This window comes from Neorhizobium fuzhouense, assembly GCF_042611105.1.
GTDB classification, from domain to species: Bacteria; Pseudomonadota; Alphaproteobacteria; order Rhizobiales; family Rhizobiaceae; genus Neorhizobium; species Neorhizobium galegae_A.
This window is the reverse complement of the sequence record NZ_JBHFFP010000001.1, coordinates 618,986-635,593: the sequence shown is the minus strand read 5'-3', so window position 1 is coordinate 635,593 and position 16,608 is coordinate 618,986. Positions and strand designations below refer to the sequence as shown.

Here is a 16,608-nt window from a genome sequence, read left to right as displayed (position 1 = left end):
TTTTCCTTGTCAGCGGAAAAATCCGTATTACCTTCACCGGGAAATAGTAAGGCATCCTTAGTATCTAGAGGGTTGTATGGCCTCGTCCTTGCGTCGCCTGCTTGCAAAAATCATCAAGGTCGGAACGCTTGTCGTGCGGGGCCCGGCCGGAGAACAGTCCTTCGGATCCGGCGGCGGACGTCGCGTGGCGATCCGCTTCACCGATGACAAGGCCGAGGAGGAGCTGGCGGCCGATCCGGCGCTGAAGCTCGGCGAACATTACATGGATGGCCGGATGATCGTCGAGGAGGGCGACATCTACGAATTCCTCGCGCTGGTGAAGGACAATACCTTAAGCGAAGGCCTGACCTTCGGCATGATCTGGCGCGGGCTTTTGCGCATCGCCGTGTCGCAGGTTCGAAACCGCGTGCCGATCAACCGCAACCACCGCAACGTCGCCCATCATTACGATCTCGACGAGCGGCTGTTTTCGTTGTTCCTCGATGAGGACTGGCAATATTCCTGCGCCTATTTCAATCCGCCCGACCTGTCGCTCGATGCAGCACAGCTCGCCAAGAAGCGCCATATTGCGGCAAAGCTTCTGGTCGAGCCCGGCCAGCGGGTGCTGGAAATCGGGTCCGGCTGGGGCGGCATGGCCATGTATCTGGCGGAATCCTCCGGGGCCGATGTCACCGGTATCACGCTGTCGCGCGAGCAGCTGAAGATTTCGCGCGAGCGGGTGGCAAAGCGCGGCCTCTCGGACCGTGTGCGTTTCGAGCTTCAGGACTATCGTTACCTGACGCCGCCGCAAAAATTCGACCGGATCGTCTCCGTCGGCATGTTCGAGCATGTCGGCCGCACCAATTTCGGCCGCTACTTCCGCAAGGTCAACGAGGTGCTGGCCGATGATGGCGTGATGGTGCTGCATGCCATCGGCCAGCCTGAGATCGTCTACGTCACCAATCCCTTCATCGAAAAATACATCTTTCCCGGCGGTTATATTCCGGCGCTGTCGGAAGTGCTGCCGCAGATCGAGCGGGCCGGACTTCTGGTCTCCGACATCGAGATCCTGCCGATGCATTACGGCATCACCCTTCGCCATTGGCGCGAACGGTTTCTGGCGCGCAAGGCAGAGGTTTTGGCGCTCTATGACGAGCGGTTCTTCCGCATGTGGGAATTCTACCTCGCCGGTTCAGAAATGGCGTTTACCCACGAAAACTTCTTCATCTTCCAGATCCAGCTGAAGAAGGCGCGCGACAGCGTTCCGCACGACCGCGACTACATTGCGCGGCGCGAGGAGGCGCTGAAAGCCTTCGAGGCCGGACGGGCGCCGCTTGAGCCGGTGATTTTCTGAGGTCGGTGTTTGGGGAGGGTACCCCCTCTGCCCTGCCGGGCATCTCCCCCACAAGGGGGGAGATCAGCAGGAGGCCACCGCCTTATTCCAAGTTTACCGCAGTGCCTGCCGGCAACGGCTGATGTGTGTTCCGAAAGCGGCTGATGAGGGACGAGCGCATAAACCACACGATGATCTCCCCCCGTGTGGGGGAGATGTCCGGCAGGACAGAGGGGGGTGGGCCCCAAACGCAACGGGGGCGAGCCTCGAACTCGGCACCCACAACCTGCTATCTCCATCCTTGCGTGACAATCCACACGATTGCTTTTGGCGGCAAAGCTTTTAGAAGTTTCAGCCATGAGCTCGACACATGATGTTTCCGGCCGCGTGGCCGATGCCCCTTCCGACAACTGGGTTTACCGGTTCCTGCCGCGGTCCCTGTGGCCCTTTGCGCAGCTTGCCCGCTGGGACCGGCCGATCGGCTGGGAGCTGCTGATGTGGCCCTGCTTCTGGTCGGCAGCGCTGGCGGCCAATGCCGATGCGGCTCCCGACGGCGGCTTTTCGCTGGAACTGAAGCTTGCGCATCTGTTCCTGTTCTTCGTTGGCGCGGTTGCCATGCGCGGTGCCGGCTGCACCTATAACGATCTGGTCGACCACGACATCGACAGCGAAGTGGCGCGCACGCGCTCGCGCCCGCTGCCGTCGGGCCGGGCAACCCGGCTGCAGGCAAAGATCTTTCTCGTCCTGCAGGCGCTGGTCGGGCTTGTCGTCCTCCTGCAGTTCAACCGCTTCACCATTTTTCTCGGCTTTGCTTCGCTGCTGGTGGTGGCGATCTATCCCTTTGCCAAGCGCTTTACCGACTGGCCGCAGTTTTTCCTCGGGCTTGCCTTTTCCTGGGGCGCGCTGATGGGCTGGGCGGGCGTCTTTGCAAGCCTGTCCTGGGCACCGATCTGGCTCTATCTCGGCGCGATTGCCTGGACGGTCGGCTATGACACGATCTATGCCCACCAGGACAAGGAGGACGATGCGCTGGTCGGCGTGCGCTCCACCGCGCGCCTGTTTGCCGAAAACACCAAGGCCTGGCTCTGCGGCATCTATGCGCTGGCGCTGATCTTCCTCCTGTTTGCCTTCATGGCGGCGCAGGTGAACGTGCTTGGCTATCTCGGGCTTTTCATCGCCGCCCTGATGTTTGCCTGGCAGATCCTGATCCTGGATATCGACAATCCGGATCACTGCATGCGGCTCTTCAAGTTCAACGGCCGTGTCGGCGCGGTGATTTTCGCAAGCCTCGTCGCATCGCTCGTCAGCCTCGGCGGCTGAGTGTCCGTGCCTGAAAACGAAAGAGCCCGGGCAGGGGTGCCGGGCTCTTCTGCTGGAGATCGATGAGTAAGGGTGGCCTGGCGTCGGCCGGAGCGATCAGCGCCGTGCGATGATCTCCTTGCCTTCGATGCGCATGGCGACACCCAGGCTGCCGGTGGATCGGCGAACCAGGAAGCGCGGGCGGCGGGCGGCGAAATAGGAGTGGCGTCGGCGCGGCTTGGTGTCCTGCATGCGCACCTCGCCGAGATGATTTTCCAGCGGACGGGCAACGCCATCGGCTTCCACCATCAGCATGGGAATGCGGAAGGCTTCCGACCAGCTGCGCCAGTCGGCGGCGATGTCGCAAAGGTCGTGGGCAACGAGCAGCGGGATGCACAGATCCGGATCGTCGTGATGCAGTTCGAGCGTCACGGTGACCTCGCCATTGCCGTGGTCGATGGCCCGGGCCGCGACACCCTTGAAGGCGCGGGCCGGAAGAGCGAACGACAGCGGAAGCCCGCTGCCGGGAAGGATCTTGCGCAGGACTGCGCCGCGTTCGTCGATGGTAATGGTGACATCGCCGGCGGCATCATGCAGCCCGTACGTGATCTGCTGGGGGAAACGCGACGGATCGAGCCGAAGTGTTGCACCTGCCCAAGAGGGCTTCAGAACCGTATTAGTCATCGTCAATTGCTACCCTTGTTTTACCCGAGAGCCGCTGCCGGATCTCTTGCCGGGACTTTTGTCCTCTGATGGGGCCAACATAGGCGGGGCCTTTCCAGAACCACTTAAAAATTGCGGTTAAGAAATCTTTGCCTCCCCTGATGGTTAGCAAAAGTGAATCCGTCAGGGTTTCCTGAAGATGAATTTCGGCGCGTCTGCGTGAGTTCAAGACAGGTTTTGGGTTAAGGTCAGGCCGGGGCAAGCCCTGTGTGCAAAGCCCGGACAGCAATTCTTTAAGTTTCGTTGACGTAGGATGGGCGCATCAACCTTCAGCGCCCCGGGAGAGAAGAGGCCACCCGAATGGTATCGACCTATCTGAGCTACGATCTTGTCAATCGCGACCTACAGGCCAGCCTGAAGCGCGTTGCAAAGCAGTCGGACGTCTCGCGTGAGGCCGCTTACTACAAGGAAAACATCTCAAAGGTTACCTCGGTCGACGATCTGCTCGGCGACTACCGGCTCTATTCCTACGCGATGAAGGCCTTTGGCCTGGAAGACATGACCTATGCCAAGGCCTTCATGCGCAAGGTGCTGGAAAGCGATCTGTCGGACGACAACAGCTTTGCCAACAAGCTGACCGACCACCGCTACCGTGATTTTGCCACAGCCTTCAACTTCTCGTCGGAAGAGAAAGCCGCCCAGTCATCGACGCAGGTGGATGCCATGGTCGGGCTCTATACCAGCACGATGGTGAGCCAAGGCAATGCGGTGACCACCGAGACGAACTATTTCAACGCGATGATGGGCGAAATCGGCTCGGTCGACGATCTGTTGAACAACGACCGTCTGCGCAGCTATCTCTTCACCTCCTATGGCGTCTCGGACAGCTATTATTCACGCAGCTTCCTGCGCGGCGTCCTGTCGAGCGATACCGGTGACAGCGCAAGCTATATCAACCAGACGCTTGGCCCTGAGCGCGATGCGCTGAACGCACAGGTGGCCGATGCGCAGACGCGGCTTGCCGCGGCCACCACGACGGCGGAAAAGACGAAGATCAATACGGAAATTTCCGGCTACGAGTCCAAGCTGTCCGGTCTCCAGACCTATTATGACATGGCCGATGCGTTCAACTTCAAGGCCGATGGCACCACCCCGGCCGGCGGCGCGCAGACCGCGGTACAGAAGGAAACCATCAACGACCTGTATCTGAGCAGGCAGACGCGCGTCTCGACCGCCACGGCCATCAATGAGGCCGACTATTTCAAGGAAAAGATGGCCTCCGTCGACAATGTCTCCGATATCATCGCGGACCGGCGGCTCTACAATTTCATCAAGACCTCCTACGGCCTTTCGGGCATCAACGTGGTGAGTTCCACCATCGAGCAGATCCTCACCAGCGATCTCAATGACCCCAACAGCTATGCCAACCGCTTCGGCAAGAGCAACCCGGCCTATCTGCAACTGGCAAAGGATTTCGGATTTAAGACCGATGGCACGGTCACGGCCGGCGCGGCCCAGACCGCGACGCAGCAGGCCGCAACCGTCAACCGCTATTACAGCACCTATAACGATGTGCAGGACACCGCCGATGAAAAGGCCGCCGCCCTCTACAAGGCGGCGATTTCGGGAATCACCTCTGTCGACGAGTTCATGGGCAAGAGTGACGTTCTTGATTTTGCCCTGAAGGCAGTGGGGCTTGATCCGGACAAGGTGTCGAAGTTTACGGTGCGCCAGGCGCTGATGAGCAATCTCAACGATCCGGACAGCTATATCTACAAGCTGAAGGACGATCGCTACCTGACACTGGCGAAAGCGTTCAACTTTAACACCAAGGGTGACGTGACGGTGCCGCTGACGGCGCAGGCGCAGGGCACCATCACCTCTGTCGCCGCCGAATATACGATCAAGATGACGCGCTTCCTGGCGGACGACAAGAAGACGGCCGCCAAGACGGCCGCGTCTGCCGAGGTCAAGTATTATTCCACCCAGATGCAGACGATCCAGACCGCGTCCGACTTCATCAAGGACGATCGCCTCGTCAACGTGCTGCTGACCTCCTATGACGTCGATCCGAAATCCGTCACCAAGGATTTCCTCAAGCAGGTGTTTGCCTCGGACCTCAATGATCCCAAGAGCTTCGTCAACAAGCAGACCAATTCGGTCTGGGCCGAAATCCTCGGTACCTTCAATTTCGATAGCAGCGGCAAGCTGACTGCGGCGCGCGAGACCGGCGCACAGAGCACCGGCAAGATTCTCGAAACCCAGAACAAATACACCCGCCAGACGCTCGAGCAGGAGCAGGGCGAGAGCAATGCCGGCGTGCGGCTTGCGCTCTATTTCGAGCGCCTGTCGCATTCCATCACCAGCGCCTACGATATTCTCGGTGATACCGCTCTTCTGGAATTCTTCCGCGTCAGCTACCAGCTGCCCGACAGTTTCAGCAATCTCGACGTCGACAAGCAGGCGGCGCTGGTGAAGAAATACATGAACCTCGAAGACCTGAAGGATCCCGAAAAGGTGTCAAAGATGGTCGACAAGTTTACCGTCATGTACGACGTGCAGAATTCCGATGCCAGTTCGTCGGCGCTGTCCATCCTCACCGGCAGCGGCTCGGATGGCGGCATCAGCGCCGACCTTCTCTACTCGCTGTCGCAGAGCCGCTGACGCCCGTCAGACGGACACGACCTTGCCCGGGTTCATGATGCCGGCCGGATCGAAGGCGCGCTTGATGCGGCGCATCAGCTCGATCTCGATTTCGGGGCGGATCCTGGCAAGCTCGTCGCGCTTCAGCTGGCCGATGCCGTGCTCGGCCGAAATCGAGCCGCCTGCGGCAAGCACGATGCCATGCACGATGGCGTTCATCTCGCGCCAGCGGCCGAGAAACTCCGCCTTGTCGGCGCCGACGGGCTGGGAAATGTTGTAATGGATATTGCCATCGCCGAGATGTCCGAAGGCGCAGATGCGCGCGCCGGGCATGGCGGCGAGCACGCCTTTTTCCGCCGCAGCCATGAAAGCGGGGATTTTCGACACCGGCACCGAGACATCGTGCTTGATCGAGCCGCCTTCCGGCTTTTGCGCATCCGACATGCTTTCGCGCATGTGCCAGAGCGCCGTCTGCTGGGCAACGGAGGAGGCGATCACCGCATCCTCGATCAGGCCTGCCTCCAGCCCCTGTTCCAGCAGCGTTTCCACCATCACCCGGGCGGTGTCGGCTGAATCATTGGTGGAGATGTCGACCAGCACATACCAGTCGTGGACCGAGCCCAAGGGGTCGCGGACGCCTGGAATATGACGGGTGGTAAACTCGATGCCGATGCGCGGCATCAGTTCAAAGCCGGTGAGCGCCGTGCCGCAGAGGTTGGACGCCTTCTCGAAGAGATGCAGCGCCTGTTCCGGCGAGGCAAGCCCGACAAAGGCCACCTGATGGCCGGCCGGCTGCGGAAAAAGTTTCAGCACCGCGCCGGTGATGACGCCAAGCGTGCCTTCGGCGCCGATGAAGAGATCGCGCAGGTCATAGCCGGTATTGTCCTTCTTCAGCCGGCGCAACCCGTCCCAGATCTCGCCGGTCGGCAGCACCACTTCAAGGCCAAGGCACAGCTGGCGCATATTGCCGTAGGCGAGAACCGCCGTGCCGCCGGCATTGGTCGAGAGGTTGCCGCCGATGCGGCAGGAGCCTTCCGAACCGAGCGAGAGCGGAAACAGCCGCCCGATCTCCTCTGCCGCCTTCTGCACATCGGCCAGAATGCAGCCGCCATCGACCACCATCACATTGGCGAGCGGATCGATGTCGCGGATCCTGTTCATGCGCTCCAGCGACAGGATCAGCTGCGTGCCGTCGGCACTCGGCGTCTGGCCGCCGACGAGACCGGTATTGCCGGTCTGCGGCACGATCGCCGTGCCGGTCTCGGAGGCAAGTTTCAGGATCGCCGAGACCTCCTCGGTCGAACCGGGCTTCAGGAGCAGCGGCGAGGCGCCCTTGTAGAGGCCGCGGTTTTCCACGAGATGCGGCGCCATGTCCGCGTCGCCCGTCACCACATTCGCCTCGCCGACGATGGCGGTGAAGCGGGAGAGAAGGTCGCGGCTGAGGGACTGATGGGCGTCCATGGGTGTCTCCTTGGGGTGGTTCGTTCAAAGGTCAGGCTGCGGACTGTCGGCATCGCGCCGCTGGTAAACGGCTCGGGAAGGGTGTGCGTGCGGTAACACCGCAAGCGCATAACGATCATCCTGCGTCCCATCCTCCCCGGTCCCTATCCCTCGCGGGGCGCTGCGGCGCGAAACAGGCGGTCGTTGATGGCTTCGCCAAGCCCGTGGTCGGGGATGGGTGCAACCGCGATGGATGCGGCGCCCGTCGCATCGGCGCGTTTCAAGGTGTCGAACAGGTTGGCCGCGGCCTCGGCAAGATCGCCGGACGGGCTGAGGTCGAAGATGGCGTGGGCCTTGGTTGCGGAAAGCGGCATGCCCGCAAAACGGATCAGCGCCTCGCCCGGTTCAGCGGCAGCGGCGTTCAGCCGCACAGCAGCGCCCGGCGCATAATGGGAGGCCATCATGCCCGGCGCCTCGATGGCCGGGGCGGGGCCGTCCTGGCGCTCGACCATGCGGCCGGTGAGCGCCTCGATGTCTTCGGCGGCAAGACCGCCGGGGCGTAGCAGCCGCAGCCGCTCGCCCTCGACGCGGATGATGGTGGATTCCACACCCACCCCGGCACTGGCGCCATCCAGGATGAGACGCAGCTTCTCACCGAGATCGTCGGCCACGTGGCGCGCCGATGTCGGGCTCACCTTACCGGACGTGTTGGCGCTCGGGGCGGCAAGCGGCTTGCCGAAGGCGGCAATCAGCTCTGCGGAAAATCCCTTCGGCACGCGGATGCCGACGCTGTCGAGGCCGGCGGTCGCCAACGCATGGATGCCGCAGCCTTGCCGCAAAGGCAGCACGAGCGTCAGCGGACCGGGCCAGAAGGCTTCTGCCAGCTGACGCGAGATCGGGTCGAACACCGCATAGCGTTCGGCCATCTCAAGATCCGACATGTGGCAGATCAGCGGATTGAAGCGCGGCCGGCCTTTCGTTTCGTAGATGCGGGTCACCGCGACCGGATTGGTGGCGTCGGCGGCAAGGCCGTAGACGGTTTCCGTGGGTATGGCGACGGGAAAGCCTTCCGCCAGCACCCGGCAGGCTTCCGTCACCGCCGCGTCGCGGTCTGTCGCAATGTCGATGATGCGTGCTGCCATGATGGCGCTTCCATAACGCCAAACGGCGCCCCGAAGCAAATTCTTTCAGGCCTTCGCGATGACCTCGCGCAAGGAGGGCTCGGGCGCGCCGAGCATCAGCACGTTCTTCAGCGCCTCGGCCGGATCGCTGGTGCGAAACAGGACGCCGTTGCCACGCACGGCGCGGTTGATGCGCGTCTCGCCCGTGTCCTGCCGCTCGATGGCGACGGCAAAATACATGCGGGCGTAATCGGTGCGGATCTGGCCGAAAAACTGTTCGGCCTCGCCGATCTCGGCGGAAAAATTGCAGATGTAGAAGGACCAGCTGACCGGCTGGCTGGGGGAAAAGAAGGTGCGCGCCGCCGTGACATGGCAATAGCCGAGATGCGGGGTCTCGCTCAGCGACCGGCTGAACAGAAGTTTGGGAAAGGTAATCCTGCGGTGAACGGCATTGATCCGCTCATGGGTCTTTTCGCCGGCAAGGGCCAGCTTGCGCTCGGTGCGCTCGGCCACTTCCTCATAGGTGAGGTAGCGTCGTTCATCGGGCAGCCAGTCGCGCCGGTCGCGCGAAATGCGCCCGGTGCGCAGGAATTCCGAGTGGGCAGAGGTTTTTGCCTGCGGCGCCGGCGGCCGCTCGGCGCGGGCATCGAAATATCTGAGCTTCGCCTTGGCGTCCACGTCCGTTCACTCCCTGTGCGTCAGGCAAAGTGTAGGGCATCATCCTTAACGGTGGCTTGCGCCGCGAAAGGGCATGCGATGTTCCATTTGCGCCGTCCAGCCTTCGCCGCCGGGCCTGTGGCGCGAAGGCCTGGGGCTCAAGGCAAAGGCTTGCGCGCCCGATGGAATGCCGTCCCGGGGATGCTGCCGGCCCGATGCAACCGATGTCGCGTTTTGTCGTCAATGCAGGATGACATGTCGCATTGCATCCGCTCAGCCGGGAGGGCCTCGGTTATATCTTTCCTATTCGAGGTTTTACCGTAAAAAGCGGTGGAGACCACCGGGGTACCGGCCCTTGCAGGAAGCCGCCGGTGCCACGCAGACAAGAGCCCGAGTGACAGGTTGACCCATCGCGGTGGGCGACGGGGATGGACAAGGCCCGGCCCTTTGCGGCACCCTCCCATGCCTGCCTTCGCATCCCCGCCATCGAAGGAACGGAAGATGGATATTCGCGACACCATGCTGCGGCAGTTGAAGAACCACCGCCCGGGCTACAGCCTGGAGCAGCCGTTCTACATCGATCAGGATTATTACAAGCTGGATCTCGAAACCATCTGGTATCGCGACTGGCTGTTCATCGGCCATGATTGCGAAATCCCGCGCGCCGGCAATTACGTCACGCTGCAGGTGGGCGATTATCCCGTCGTCGTGGTGCGCGGCCGCGACAAGCTCATCCGCGCCTTCCACAATACCTGCCGCCACCGCGGCCACCGCGTGTGCACGCAGGAGCGCGGCGCCTCTGCAAAGCTCGTCTGTCCCTACCACCAGTGGACCTACGATCTCGACGGCTCGCTGGTCTTTGCCCGCCAGATGGGCGAGGATTTCGACAAGGCGCAGTTCGGCATGAAGCAGGTGCACTGCGAAACGGTCGCCGGCTATATCTTCATCTGCCTTGCCGAGGTCGCGCCGGATTTTGCTCCCGTACGCCAGATGGTCGAGCCCTACATGGCGCCGCACCGGCTGTCGGAGGCCAAGGTCGCCTACCAGAACACCATCATCGAGAAGGGCAACTGGAAGCTCGTCTGGGAAAACAACCGCGAATGCTACCACTGCGCCGGCAACCATCCGGAACTGTGCCGCACCTATCCGGAAGCGCCGACGGCAACCGGCGTGCAGGGCGCAGGCGACGACCCGTTCATCTCCGAACACTGGCAGCGCTGCGAGGCGGCAGGCCTTCCGAGCACATTCGCCATGCATGAGAGCGGCCAGTTCCGCGTCGCGCGCATGCCGCTCGTCGAAGAGGCCGAAAGCTACACCATGTCCGGCAAGCGGGCGGTAAAGCGTCCGCTGTCCGACGACGTGCCGATCAGCCATATCGGCACCATGCTGCTCTTCCATTACCCCACCACCTGGAACCACATGCTGGGCGACCATGCCATCTCGTTCCGCGTGCTGCCGCTCTCGGCGGAAGAAACCGCCGTTACCACCAAATGGCTCGTCCACAAGGATGCGGTGGAAGGCGTCGATTACGACCTGGAAGAACTGACGCATGTGTGGAACATGACGAACGACCAGGACCGCTCCATCGTGGAAGAAAACGCCTTCGGCATCCGCTCGCCCGCCTATGAGCCCGGCCCCTATTCGCCGGATCACGAAGGTGGCGTGATGCAGTTCGTCGACTGGTACACGACCTTCATGCTGAACCGCCTGCAGGGCGACAAGGCAAAGCTTTCGGCCGTTGCCTGACAGCCTGTCCCATCATTCTCTCCGGCGGGCTGACATGGCGATTTCTGCGCCGCGCCGAAGAGAATTCTTGAACAGACTGTGAGCGACGAGATAACCGAACAACCTGCCCGCAGACGGAATGACGTGAGATGAACATGGCCGTGACGACCTACCAGCATTTCGACCAGATGGTGCCGTGGAGCGACAGGCTGCATCTGCTCGAATGCACCTCGGTAACGCTGGAAGCGCCGGACGTGATGACCTTCACCTTCAAGGCGGAGCGCTCCGTCTGGTTCCGCTATCTGCCGGGCCAGTTCGTGACGCTCGAAATCCCGGTCGGGCCGGAGCCGGTGATGCGCACCTATACGCTTTCTTCGAGCCCGTCGCGGCCCTATGCACTGGCCGTCACGGTGAAGGCGCAGAAGGATAGCATCGGCACGCGCTGGATGTTTGAAAATCTGAAGCCCGGCATGAGGATGCGGGCCTACGGCCCGCTCGGCGATTTCTCCTATGTGAAGCATCCGGGCGAAAAATACCTGTTCATCTCGGCCGGCTCCGGCATCACGCCGATGATGTCGATGACGCGTGACATGGCCGACCGGGCGCCGCTGTCGGATATCGTCTTCATCAATTGCGCCCGCTCGCCCTCTGAGATCATCTTCCGCCATGAGCTTGAAAACCTGTCGCGGCTGATGCCGAAGCTCAATCTCGGTTTCGTGGTAGAGCATTGCGGCAAGGCCGAACCGTGGTCCGGCCTGCGCGGCTTTGTCGATCGCGCCAAGATCTCGCTTCTGTCGCCGGATTTCCTCGACCGCACGATCTTCTGCTGCGGACCGGAGCCATTCATGGCCGCCGTGCGTTCGGCGCTGGAGGGGGCAGGCTTCGACATGAGCCGCTACCACCAGGAAAGTTTTCAGCCGGCCGTTGCGACCGTCGAGGAAGAGGCGGTGGCGCTTGCCGAAGGCGAGGCGCCTGCCATGGTGTCCTTTGCCATTGCCGGCAAGCAGGCGCCCTGCAAGCCAGGCGAAACCATCCTCATGACGGCACGCGCCAATGGCGTGCGCATCGGGGCGGCCTGCGAATCCGGCCTCTGTGGCACCTGCCGCGTCATGCTGTTGTCGGGTGAAGTGGACATGAACCACAATGGCGGCATTCTCGACGAGGAGATCGAGGAGGGCTACATCCTTGCCTGCTGCTCGCGTCCGAAGGGCGATGTCGAGATCGAGGTCTGACACCGTCTGCCGACCCTTCGCCGGCCGAATGCTGCGGGCGCGTAAGCTTGTCGGTCAAGAAACGCTTACGTTTCTGAGCCTTTGACGGGAACTTCCAAGGTGGGGTGCGCGTTCTGACTGTCGATAAAAAGACGGAAGGAAGCACCCATGGGTTCTATCAGGAAGAAATTCGCCATCCTGGCAACGACGCTTGCCGTGACCTTCACCGGTCTGGCGCCGGTCCAGGCGATGCCGGTGGTCGCGGTTGACCGCCAGAGCGCGCAGACGCAGGCAACCGATGTTCAGTGGCGTCGTGATGACCGCCGTCACTGGAACGATCGCCGCCATTACGATGGTCGTCGCGATTATCGCCGCCCGCCGGTCCGCGAGGGCTATTATAACGGTCACCGTGGCTATCGTGAACGCCGCGCAGGCTATCGTTATCACAACGGCTTCTGGTTCCCGCTGGCAGCCTTTGCGGCAGGCTCGATCATCGGCGGCGCGGTTGCGCAGCCGCAGCGTGTCACGCCCGGCCGCTATTCGCAGAGCCACTATGCCTGGTGCCAGAACCGCTACAAGACCTACCGCGCCTCCGACAACACGTTCGTGGCCAACAGCCGTGGCGAGCGTCTGAGCTGTAACTCGCCCTACTGATCGGGCGCGTTCGCCGGAATGACTGCTGATGACCCGGTCCTGCCTTGTGCGGGCCGGGTTTCGCGTTCGGCACATCTGTGCCTGCCGTCTTGCCGCATGGTCTTTTGCCGGTGTCGCGCAATCCCCATGTTAATCGGCGGTTCAGGTGAGAAACGATAGGTTTTTCTCATAAACGCCGGGGGGTGGCGGATGCCGCCTTTGCCCGCGTGACCCAGAAAGGGAGACCGAAGATGATGACGCTGATGAAGAGTTTGTCCATTGCCGGACTGTCCGCCGCGCTGCTGTCGGCGTCGATCCTGCCGTCGCAGGCCATGCCGCTGGTGGCCGCGCCTGCCACGGCCGGCGATGTGGTTCAGGTGCAGTACTGGCGCGATGGCCCGCCGCCGCCGCGCTATTATGGCCGCGGCTATGATCGCCCCGGTTACTACGGCGGCTATCGCGGTTACCGCGAGCATCGCCCCAACCACCGCTACCACGATGGCTATTGGTATCCGCTGGCAGCCTTTGCCGCCGGCGCCATCATTGGCGGCGCGCTTGCCCAGCCGCGCCCGGAGCCGCGTTATGTTCCCGCACCCCGTTACGTACCGGAATATCGGGAAGTCGCACCCGTGCGCACGGGGCTCAACCCGCGCCACTACGAATATTGCGCGGCCCGCTACCGCACCTATGACAGTTATTCGAACACGTTCCAGCCCTATGAAGGCCCGCGCCAGCAGTGTCTGTCGCCTTACTACTGAGGCCTTGAACGTCTGAAACGAACACGCCGCCCGGCCATGCCGCCGGGCGGTTTTTCGTTGTGCCAGACAGCACCCGTCACAGGATGCCGGCGCGCTTCAACAGCCACCAGGCAAAGCCCACCGACAGGAGCATGAAGGCAAACGCCCAGCCGGTGCCGCTATCGGTATGGGCAAAGGGCAGGGCCGCCGTGTTCATGCCGAAAAACCCCGTCACCAGCGAGGGCGGCAGCAGGAAGGCCGTCATCAGCGACAGGATGTAGAGGTGGCGGTTGGTTTCCGAGGAGAGCTTGGAATCGATTTCTTCGTGCAGCAGGCGTGCACGATCCTGCAGCGCGTAGACATCGTGATCCACCGCTTCCAGCCGGCTCGTCAGGCGCCCGGCCACGTCGTCAAAACCCGCAGGCATCTCGTCGTCGTCGGCGGCTGCGGCCCGTCGCATCAGCGTCAGCACGGTGCGCAGATGGCGATGCAGGCGCACGACGACGCGCCGGACCGGCGCCAGCCGCCGCCTCTCGTCGCGCGAATCATTGCCATAGACGACATCCTCGATCTGGTTCAGTTCCTCCGTCAGTTCCATCACCAGCGAGATCAGCGTGCGCTGGAATTCCGCAACGATCGCTTCGAAGACGTCGATCGGCTGGTGAAAGCGCGCCGGGTTCTTTTCCACCGCCGCCCGCACCCGGTCGATGGAGCGCAGGGGCTGCAGGCGGGTGGTGATGATGAGGTTGCCGCAGACGGCAAAGTGCAGCCAGCCGATATCGCGCGTATCGGCATCGAAATCCCGCTGGAAATCGACAAGCGTGCCGTAGACCATCCGGTCGTCGAGGGTCATCGAGGCGTGCGTTTCATGGGTCGTCAGCGCCGTCACCACGGCCGGATCAAGATCCTGAAACCCTTCCAGGAAAGCCGGCACCCGCTGGTCGGCGAGGTTCAGATGCAGCCAGAGAAAATCGCCGCTGTCCGGTGTTGTCAGGTCATCGCGGCCCGCCTCTGTCGGCAGCCGCCGGCAGGTCTTCGAGTGGCCATGGAACTGATAGGCCCAGACGAGGCCCGGTACGGAAGGGGTAAGAAGCGCCATGCAGACATCCGGAAAAGGCGGGAAGCGGCATCCTGCCGCTGCCTGTCGCGTCTGGCAAGGAAGACGGCCGGCAGCAGCAGACGAATGTCGCCGTTGTCTTCTCCATAACGCCTCTCTGTGACGGTCTTTGTCGTGCAACACCTCTTTTGCCGCGACCGGCAGACGCCGGGCGCCCGCGCTTGGCGATTGACAAGCCATCTTACGTTTACGTAAAAAGCAATGGGAGGCGGTGCGCGGGAGGCGCGCGGCCGGAACGGCGGAGGAGGAGTTCTCATGTACAAGGCACCGGTCGAGGAGATCGCCTTCACCCTGAACCATGTCATTGGCCTTGCCGATGCCATCGGCGAAGGCCGGTTCGGCGATCTGACCGCGGATCTGGTCGAGGCCATCCTGTCGGAGGCTGGCCGTTTCGCCAGCGACGAAATAGCGCCGCTTGCCGCCATCGGCGACCGGCAGGGCGCGCGGCTCGTCGAGGGGGACAGGGTTCTGTCGCCGGATGGCTGGGTCAAGCTCTACAAGGACTGGTGCGCCGGCGGCTGGAACGGCTTGACGGCACCGGAAGAGTTCGGCGGGCAGGGCCTGCCCAACATGCTGAACGTCGCCACGCTGGAGATGTGGAATTCCGCCTCGATTGCCTTTGCACTCGGGCCGACGCTGACGGTCGGCGCCATCGAGGCGCTGAAGGCGCATGGCAGCCGGGCGCTGCAGCAGACCTATCTCGAAAAGCTGGTCTCGGGCGAATGGACCGGCACGATGAATTTGACCGAACCGCATGCCGGTTCCGATCTCGGCGTGCTGAAGACCCGGGCGGAACGGAGCCGCGACGGCACCTACCGCATTTTCGGCCAGAAGATCTACATCACCTGGGGCGAGCATGATGCCAGCGACAACATCATCCATCTGGTGCTGGCGCGGCTTCCCGATGCGCCGGCCGGCACGCGCGGCATTTCGCTGTTTCTCGTGCCGAAGTTTCTGCCCAATGAGGACGGCACGCCGGGGGCGCGCAACGATCTGTTCTGCCATTCGCTGGAGCACAAGCTCGGCATTCACGGCTCGCCCACCTGCACGATGATCTACGGCGATGGCCGTTACGGCGAGGAGCCGGGCGCCATCGGCTGGCTGGTCGGCGAGGAAAACCGCGGGCTCGCCTGCATGTTCACCATGATGAACAATGCGCGCCTGGCCGTCGGCATGCAGGGCGTGGCGGTTGCGGAAGCGGCAACGCAAAAGGCGGTTGCCTATGCGCGCGAGCGCACGCAGGGCAAGGCGCCCGCCTGGACGGGCGAAAAGCCCTCAGGCAACGGCATGAGCCCGATCATCGAGCATCCGGATGTGGTGCGGATGCTGTTGACCATGAAGGCGCTGACGCAGGGCGCACGCGCCATCTGCTATGCCTGCGCCAAGGCCATCGATTTCTCGCATGCCGGCGAAAACGGGGGTTCCTGGCAGGAGAGGGCGGCTCTTCTCACGCCGATTGCCAAGGCCTTTGCCACTGATATCGGCGTCGATGTCGCCTCGCTCGGCATCCAGGTGCATGGCGGCATGGGCTTCATCGAGGAAACCGGGGCGGCGCAATTCTTGCGCGACGCGCGCATCGCGCCGATCTACGAGGGCACCAACGGCATCCAGGCGATCGATCTTGTGACGCGAAAGCTGCCGCTCTCCGGCGGCGGGCAGGTGCGTGGTTTTATCGCCGAGTTGCGCACGGTGGCAGACACGGTGCGCAACACCAATCTGGATGGTCTCGGCGAGACGGCCGCCCGGCTGGCGCATAGCCTCGATGATCTCGAAACGACAACCGAATGGCTTCTTGCGCAGCAGGCCGAGGGAAACATGGTGGCAGCGCTTTCCGGCGCCACGCCCTATCTGCGGCTGTTCGGGCTTGCCCTCACCGGCATCTATCTCGCCAAGGGGGCGCTGGCGGATGAGGCGCAGGGCAGGGCAGAGCGCGTGGCACTCTGCCGCTTTGCCGCCGAAAACCTCATTGCCGAAACAGCAGCGCTGAAGGACCGGGTGGTGAACGGGGCCCCAAGCCTTGCTAGCGCCCGCGCCGTGTTCGGCTGAAGGA

13 protein-coding genes are annotated in these 16,608 nt (G+C 62.6%); 8 read left to right on the top strand and 5 right to left on the bottom strand.

All coding sequences use genetic code 11. The annotated features are described in order from the left end of the window. Positions 1-76 precede the first annotated feature (76 nt). Together ACEXP3_RS03200 and ubiA are read left to right on the top strand one after the other, a co-directional pair. Complete coding sequence (locus ACEXP3_RS03200) at positions 77-1,333, top strand: cyclopropane fatty acid synthase (RefSeq protein ID WP_377295939.1); 1,257 nt, start codon at positions 77-79, stop codon at positions 1,331-1,333. 336 nt (positions 1,334-1,669) lie between these two features. After that, the gene (gene ubiA, locus ACEXP3_RS03195; RefSeq protein WP_377295938.1) at positions 1,670-2,632 is read left to right on the top strand and encodes a 4-hydroxybenzoate octaprenyltransferase; all 963 of its coding nucleotides are present in this window, start codon (positions 1,670-1,672) and stop codon (positions 2,630-2,632) included. A gap of 96 nt (positions 2,633-2,728) precedes the next feature. Here the strand turns inward: ubiA and ACEXP3_RS03190 are convergent, their stop codons facing one another. Next, positions 2,729-3,295, bottom strand: a complete 567-nt coding sequence (locus ACEXP3_RS03190) for a DUF6101 family protein (protein ID WP_210103348.1) — start codon at positions 3,293-3,295, stop codon at positions 2,729-2,731. A gap of 339 nt (positions 3,296-3,634) precedes the next feature. On the opposite strand from ACEXP3_RS03190, the gene ACEXP3_RS03185 reads away from it, so the two are divergent. Further along, positions 3,635-5,938: a DUF1217 domain-containing protein gene (locus ACEXP3_RS03185; protein ID WP_377295937.1), complete on the top strand. Its 2,304-nt coding sequence runs from the start codon at positions 3,635-3,637 to the stop codon at positions 5,936-5,938. 6 nt (positions 5,939-5,944) lie between these two features. On the opposite strand, the gene ACEXP3_RS03180 is transcribed toward ACEXP3_RS03185, so the two are convergent. From ACEXP3_RS03180 to ACEXP3_RS03170, 3 genes are all read right to left on the bottom strand, one after another. Then, positions 5,945-7,378: an FAD-binding oxidoreductase gene (locus tag ACEXP3_RS03180; RefSeq protein WP_377295936.1), complete on the bottom strand. Its 1,434-nt coding sequence runs from the start codon at positions 7,376-7,378 to the stop codon at positions 5,945-5,947. A 143-nt stretch (positions 7,379-7,521) separates the two neighbouring features. Beyond that, on the bottom strand, positions 7,522-8,499 hold the full coding sequence (locus tag ACEXP3_RS03175; RefSeq protein WP_377295934.1) for an L-threonylcarbamoyladenylate synthase: 978 nt from the start codon (positions 8,497-8,499) through the stop codon (positions 7,522-7,524). A 45-nt stretch (positions 8,500-8,544) separates the two neighbouring features. Further along, a complete protein-coding gene (locus ACEXP3_RS03170) occupies positions 8,545-9,156 on the bottom strand; it encodes a DUF6656 family protein (protein ID WP_377295933.1) in 612 nt (203 codons plus the stop codon). A gap of 480 nt (positions 9,157-9,636) precedes the next feature. On the opposite strand from ACEXP3_RS03170, the gene ACEXP3_RS03165 reads away from it, so the two are divergent. The 4 genes from ACEXP3_RS03165 to ACEXP3_RS03150 all read left to right on the top strand — a co-directional run bounded on the left by ACEXP3_RS03165 (position 9,637) and on the right by ACEXP3_RS03150 (position 13,462). Then, a complete protein-coding gene (locus tag ACEXP3_RS03165) occupies positions 9,637-10,881 on the top strand; it encodes an aromatic ring-hydroxylating oxygenase subunit alpha (RefSeq protein WP_377295932.1) in 1,245 nt (414 codons plus the stop codon). 128 nt (positions 10,882-11,009) lie between these two features. Next, positions 11,010-12,092: an FAD-binding oxidoreductase gene (locus ACEXP3_RS03160; protein ID WP_377295931.1), complete on the top strand. Its 1,083-nt coding sequence runs from the start codon at positions 11,010-11,012 to the stop codon at positions 12,090-12,092. Positions 12,093-12,239: 147 nt separating this feature from the next. After that, positions 12,240-12,725 carry a BA14K family protein gene (locus tag ACEXP3_RS03155; protein WP_377295930.1) on the top strand — a complete coding sequence of 162 codons (486 nt, stop codon included), beginning with the start codon at positions 12,240-12,242 and terminating at the stop codon, positions 12,723-12,725. 230 nt (positions 12,726-12,955) lie between these two features. Further along, on the top strand, positions 12,956-13,462 hold the full coding sequence (locus ACEXP3_RS03150; protein ID WP_377295929.1) for a BA14K family protein: 507 nt from the start codon (positions 12,956-12,958) through the stop codon (positions 13,460-13,462). 76 nt (positions 13,463-13,538) lie between these two features. On the opposite strand, the gene ACEXP3_RS03145 is transcribed toward ACEXP3_RS03150, so the two are convergent. Next, positions 13,539-14,540, bottom strand: coding sequence for a transporter (locus tag ACEXP3_RS03145; RefSeq protein WP_377295928.1), 1,002 nt, complete (start codon positions 14,538-14,540; stop codon positions 13,539-13,541). A 273-nt stretch (positions 14,541-14,813) separates the two neighbouring features. On the opposite strand from ACEXP3_RS03145, the gene ACEXP3_RS03140 reads away from it, so the two are divergent. After that, positions 14,814-16,604, top strand: coding sequence for an acyl-CoA dehydrogenase (locus ACEXP3_RS03140; protein WP_377295927.1), 1,791 nt, complete (start codon positions 14,814-14,816; stop codon positions 16,602-16,604). Positions 16,605-16,608 lie beyond the last annotated feature (4 nt).

What these genes read in the sequence shown, in the direction of transcription:
- ACEXP3_RS03200 (WP_377295939.1), top strand. Translation starts at nt 77, where the DNA reads ATGGCCTCGTCCTTGCGTCGCCTGCTTGCAAAAATCATCAAGGTCGGA.
- ubiA (WP_377295938.1), top strand. Translation starts at nt 1,670, where the DNA reads ATGAGCTCGACACATGATGTTTCCGGCCGCGTGGCCGATGCCCCTTCC.
- ACEXP3_RS03190 (WP_210103348.1), bottom strand. Translation starts at nt 3,295, where the DNA reads ATGACTAATACGGTTCTGAAGCCCTCTTGGGCAGGTGCAACACTTCGG.
- ACEXP3_RS03185 (WP_377295937.1), top strand. Translation starts at nt 3,635, where the DNA reads ATGGTATCGACCTATCTGAGCTACGATCTTGTCAATCGCGACCTACAG.
- ACEXP3_RS03180 (WP_377295936.1), bottom strand. Translation starts at nt 7,378, where the DNA reads ATGGACGCCCATCAGTCCCTCAGCCGCGACCTTCTCTCCCGCTTCACC.
- ACEXP3_RS03175 (WP_377295934.1), bottom strand. Translation starts at nt 8,499, where the DNA reads ATGGCAGCACGCATCATCGACATTGCGACAGACCGCGACGCGGCGGTG.
- ACEXP3_RS03165 (WP_377295932.1), top strand. Translation starts at nt 9,637, where the DNA reads ATGGATATTCGCGACACCATGCTGCGGCAGTTGAAGAACCACCGCCCG.
- ACEXP3_RS03160 (WP_377295931.1), top strand. Translation starts at nt 11,010, where the DNA reads ATGAACATGGCCGTGACGACCTACCAGCATTTCGACCAGATGGTGCCG.
- ACEXP3_RS03155 (WP_377295930.1), top strand. Translation starts at nt 12,240, where the DNA reads ATGGGTTCTATCAGGAAGAAATTCGCCATCCTGGCAACGACGCTTGCC.
- ACEXP3_RS03150 (WP_377295929.1), top strand. Translation starts at nt 12,956, where the DNA reads ATGATGACGCTGATGAAGAGTTTGTCCATTGCCGGACTGTCCGCCGCG.
- ACEXP3_RS03145 (WP_377295928.1), bottom strand. Translation starts at nt 14,540, where the DNA reads ATGGCGCTTCTTACCCCTTCCGTACCGGGCCTCGTCTGGGCCTATCAG.
- ACEXP3_RS03140 (WP_377295927.1), top strand. Translation starts at nt 14,814, where the DNA reads ATGTACAAGGCACCGGTCGAGGAGATCGCCTTCACCCTGAACCATGTC.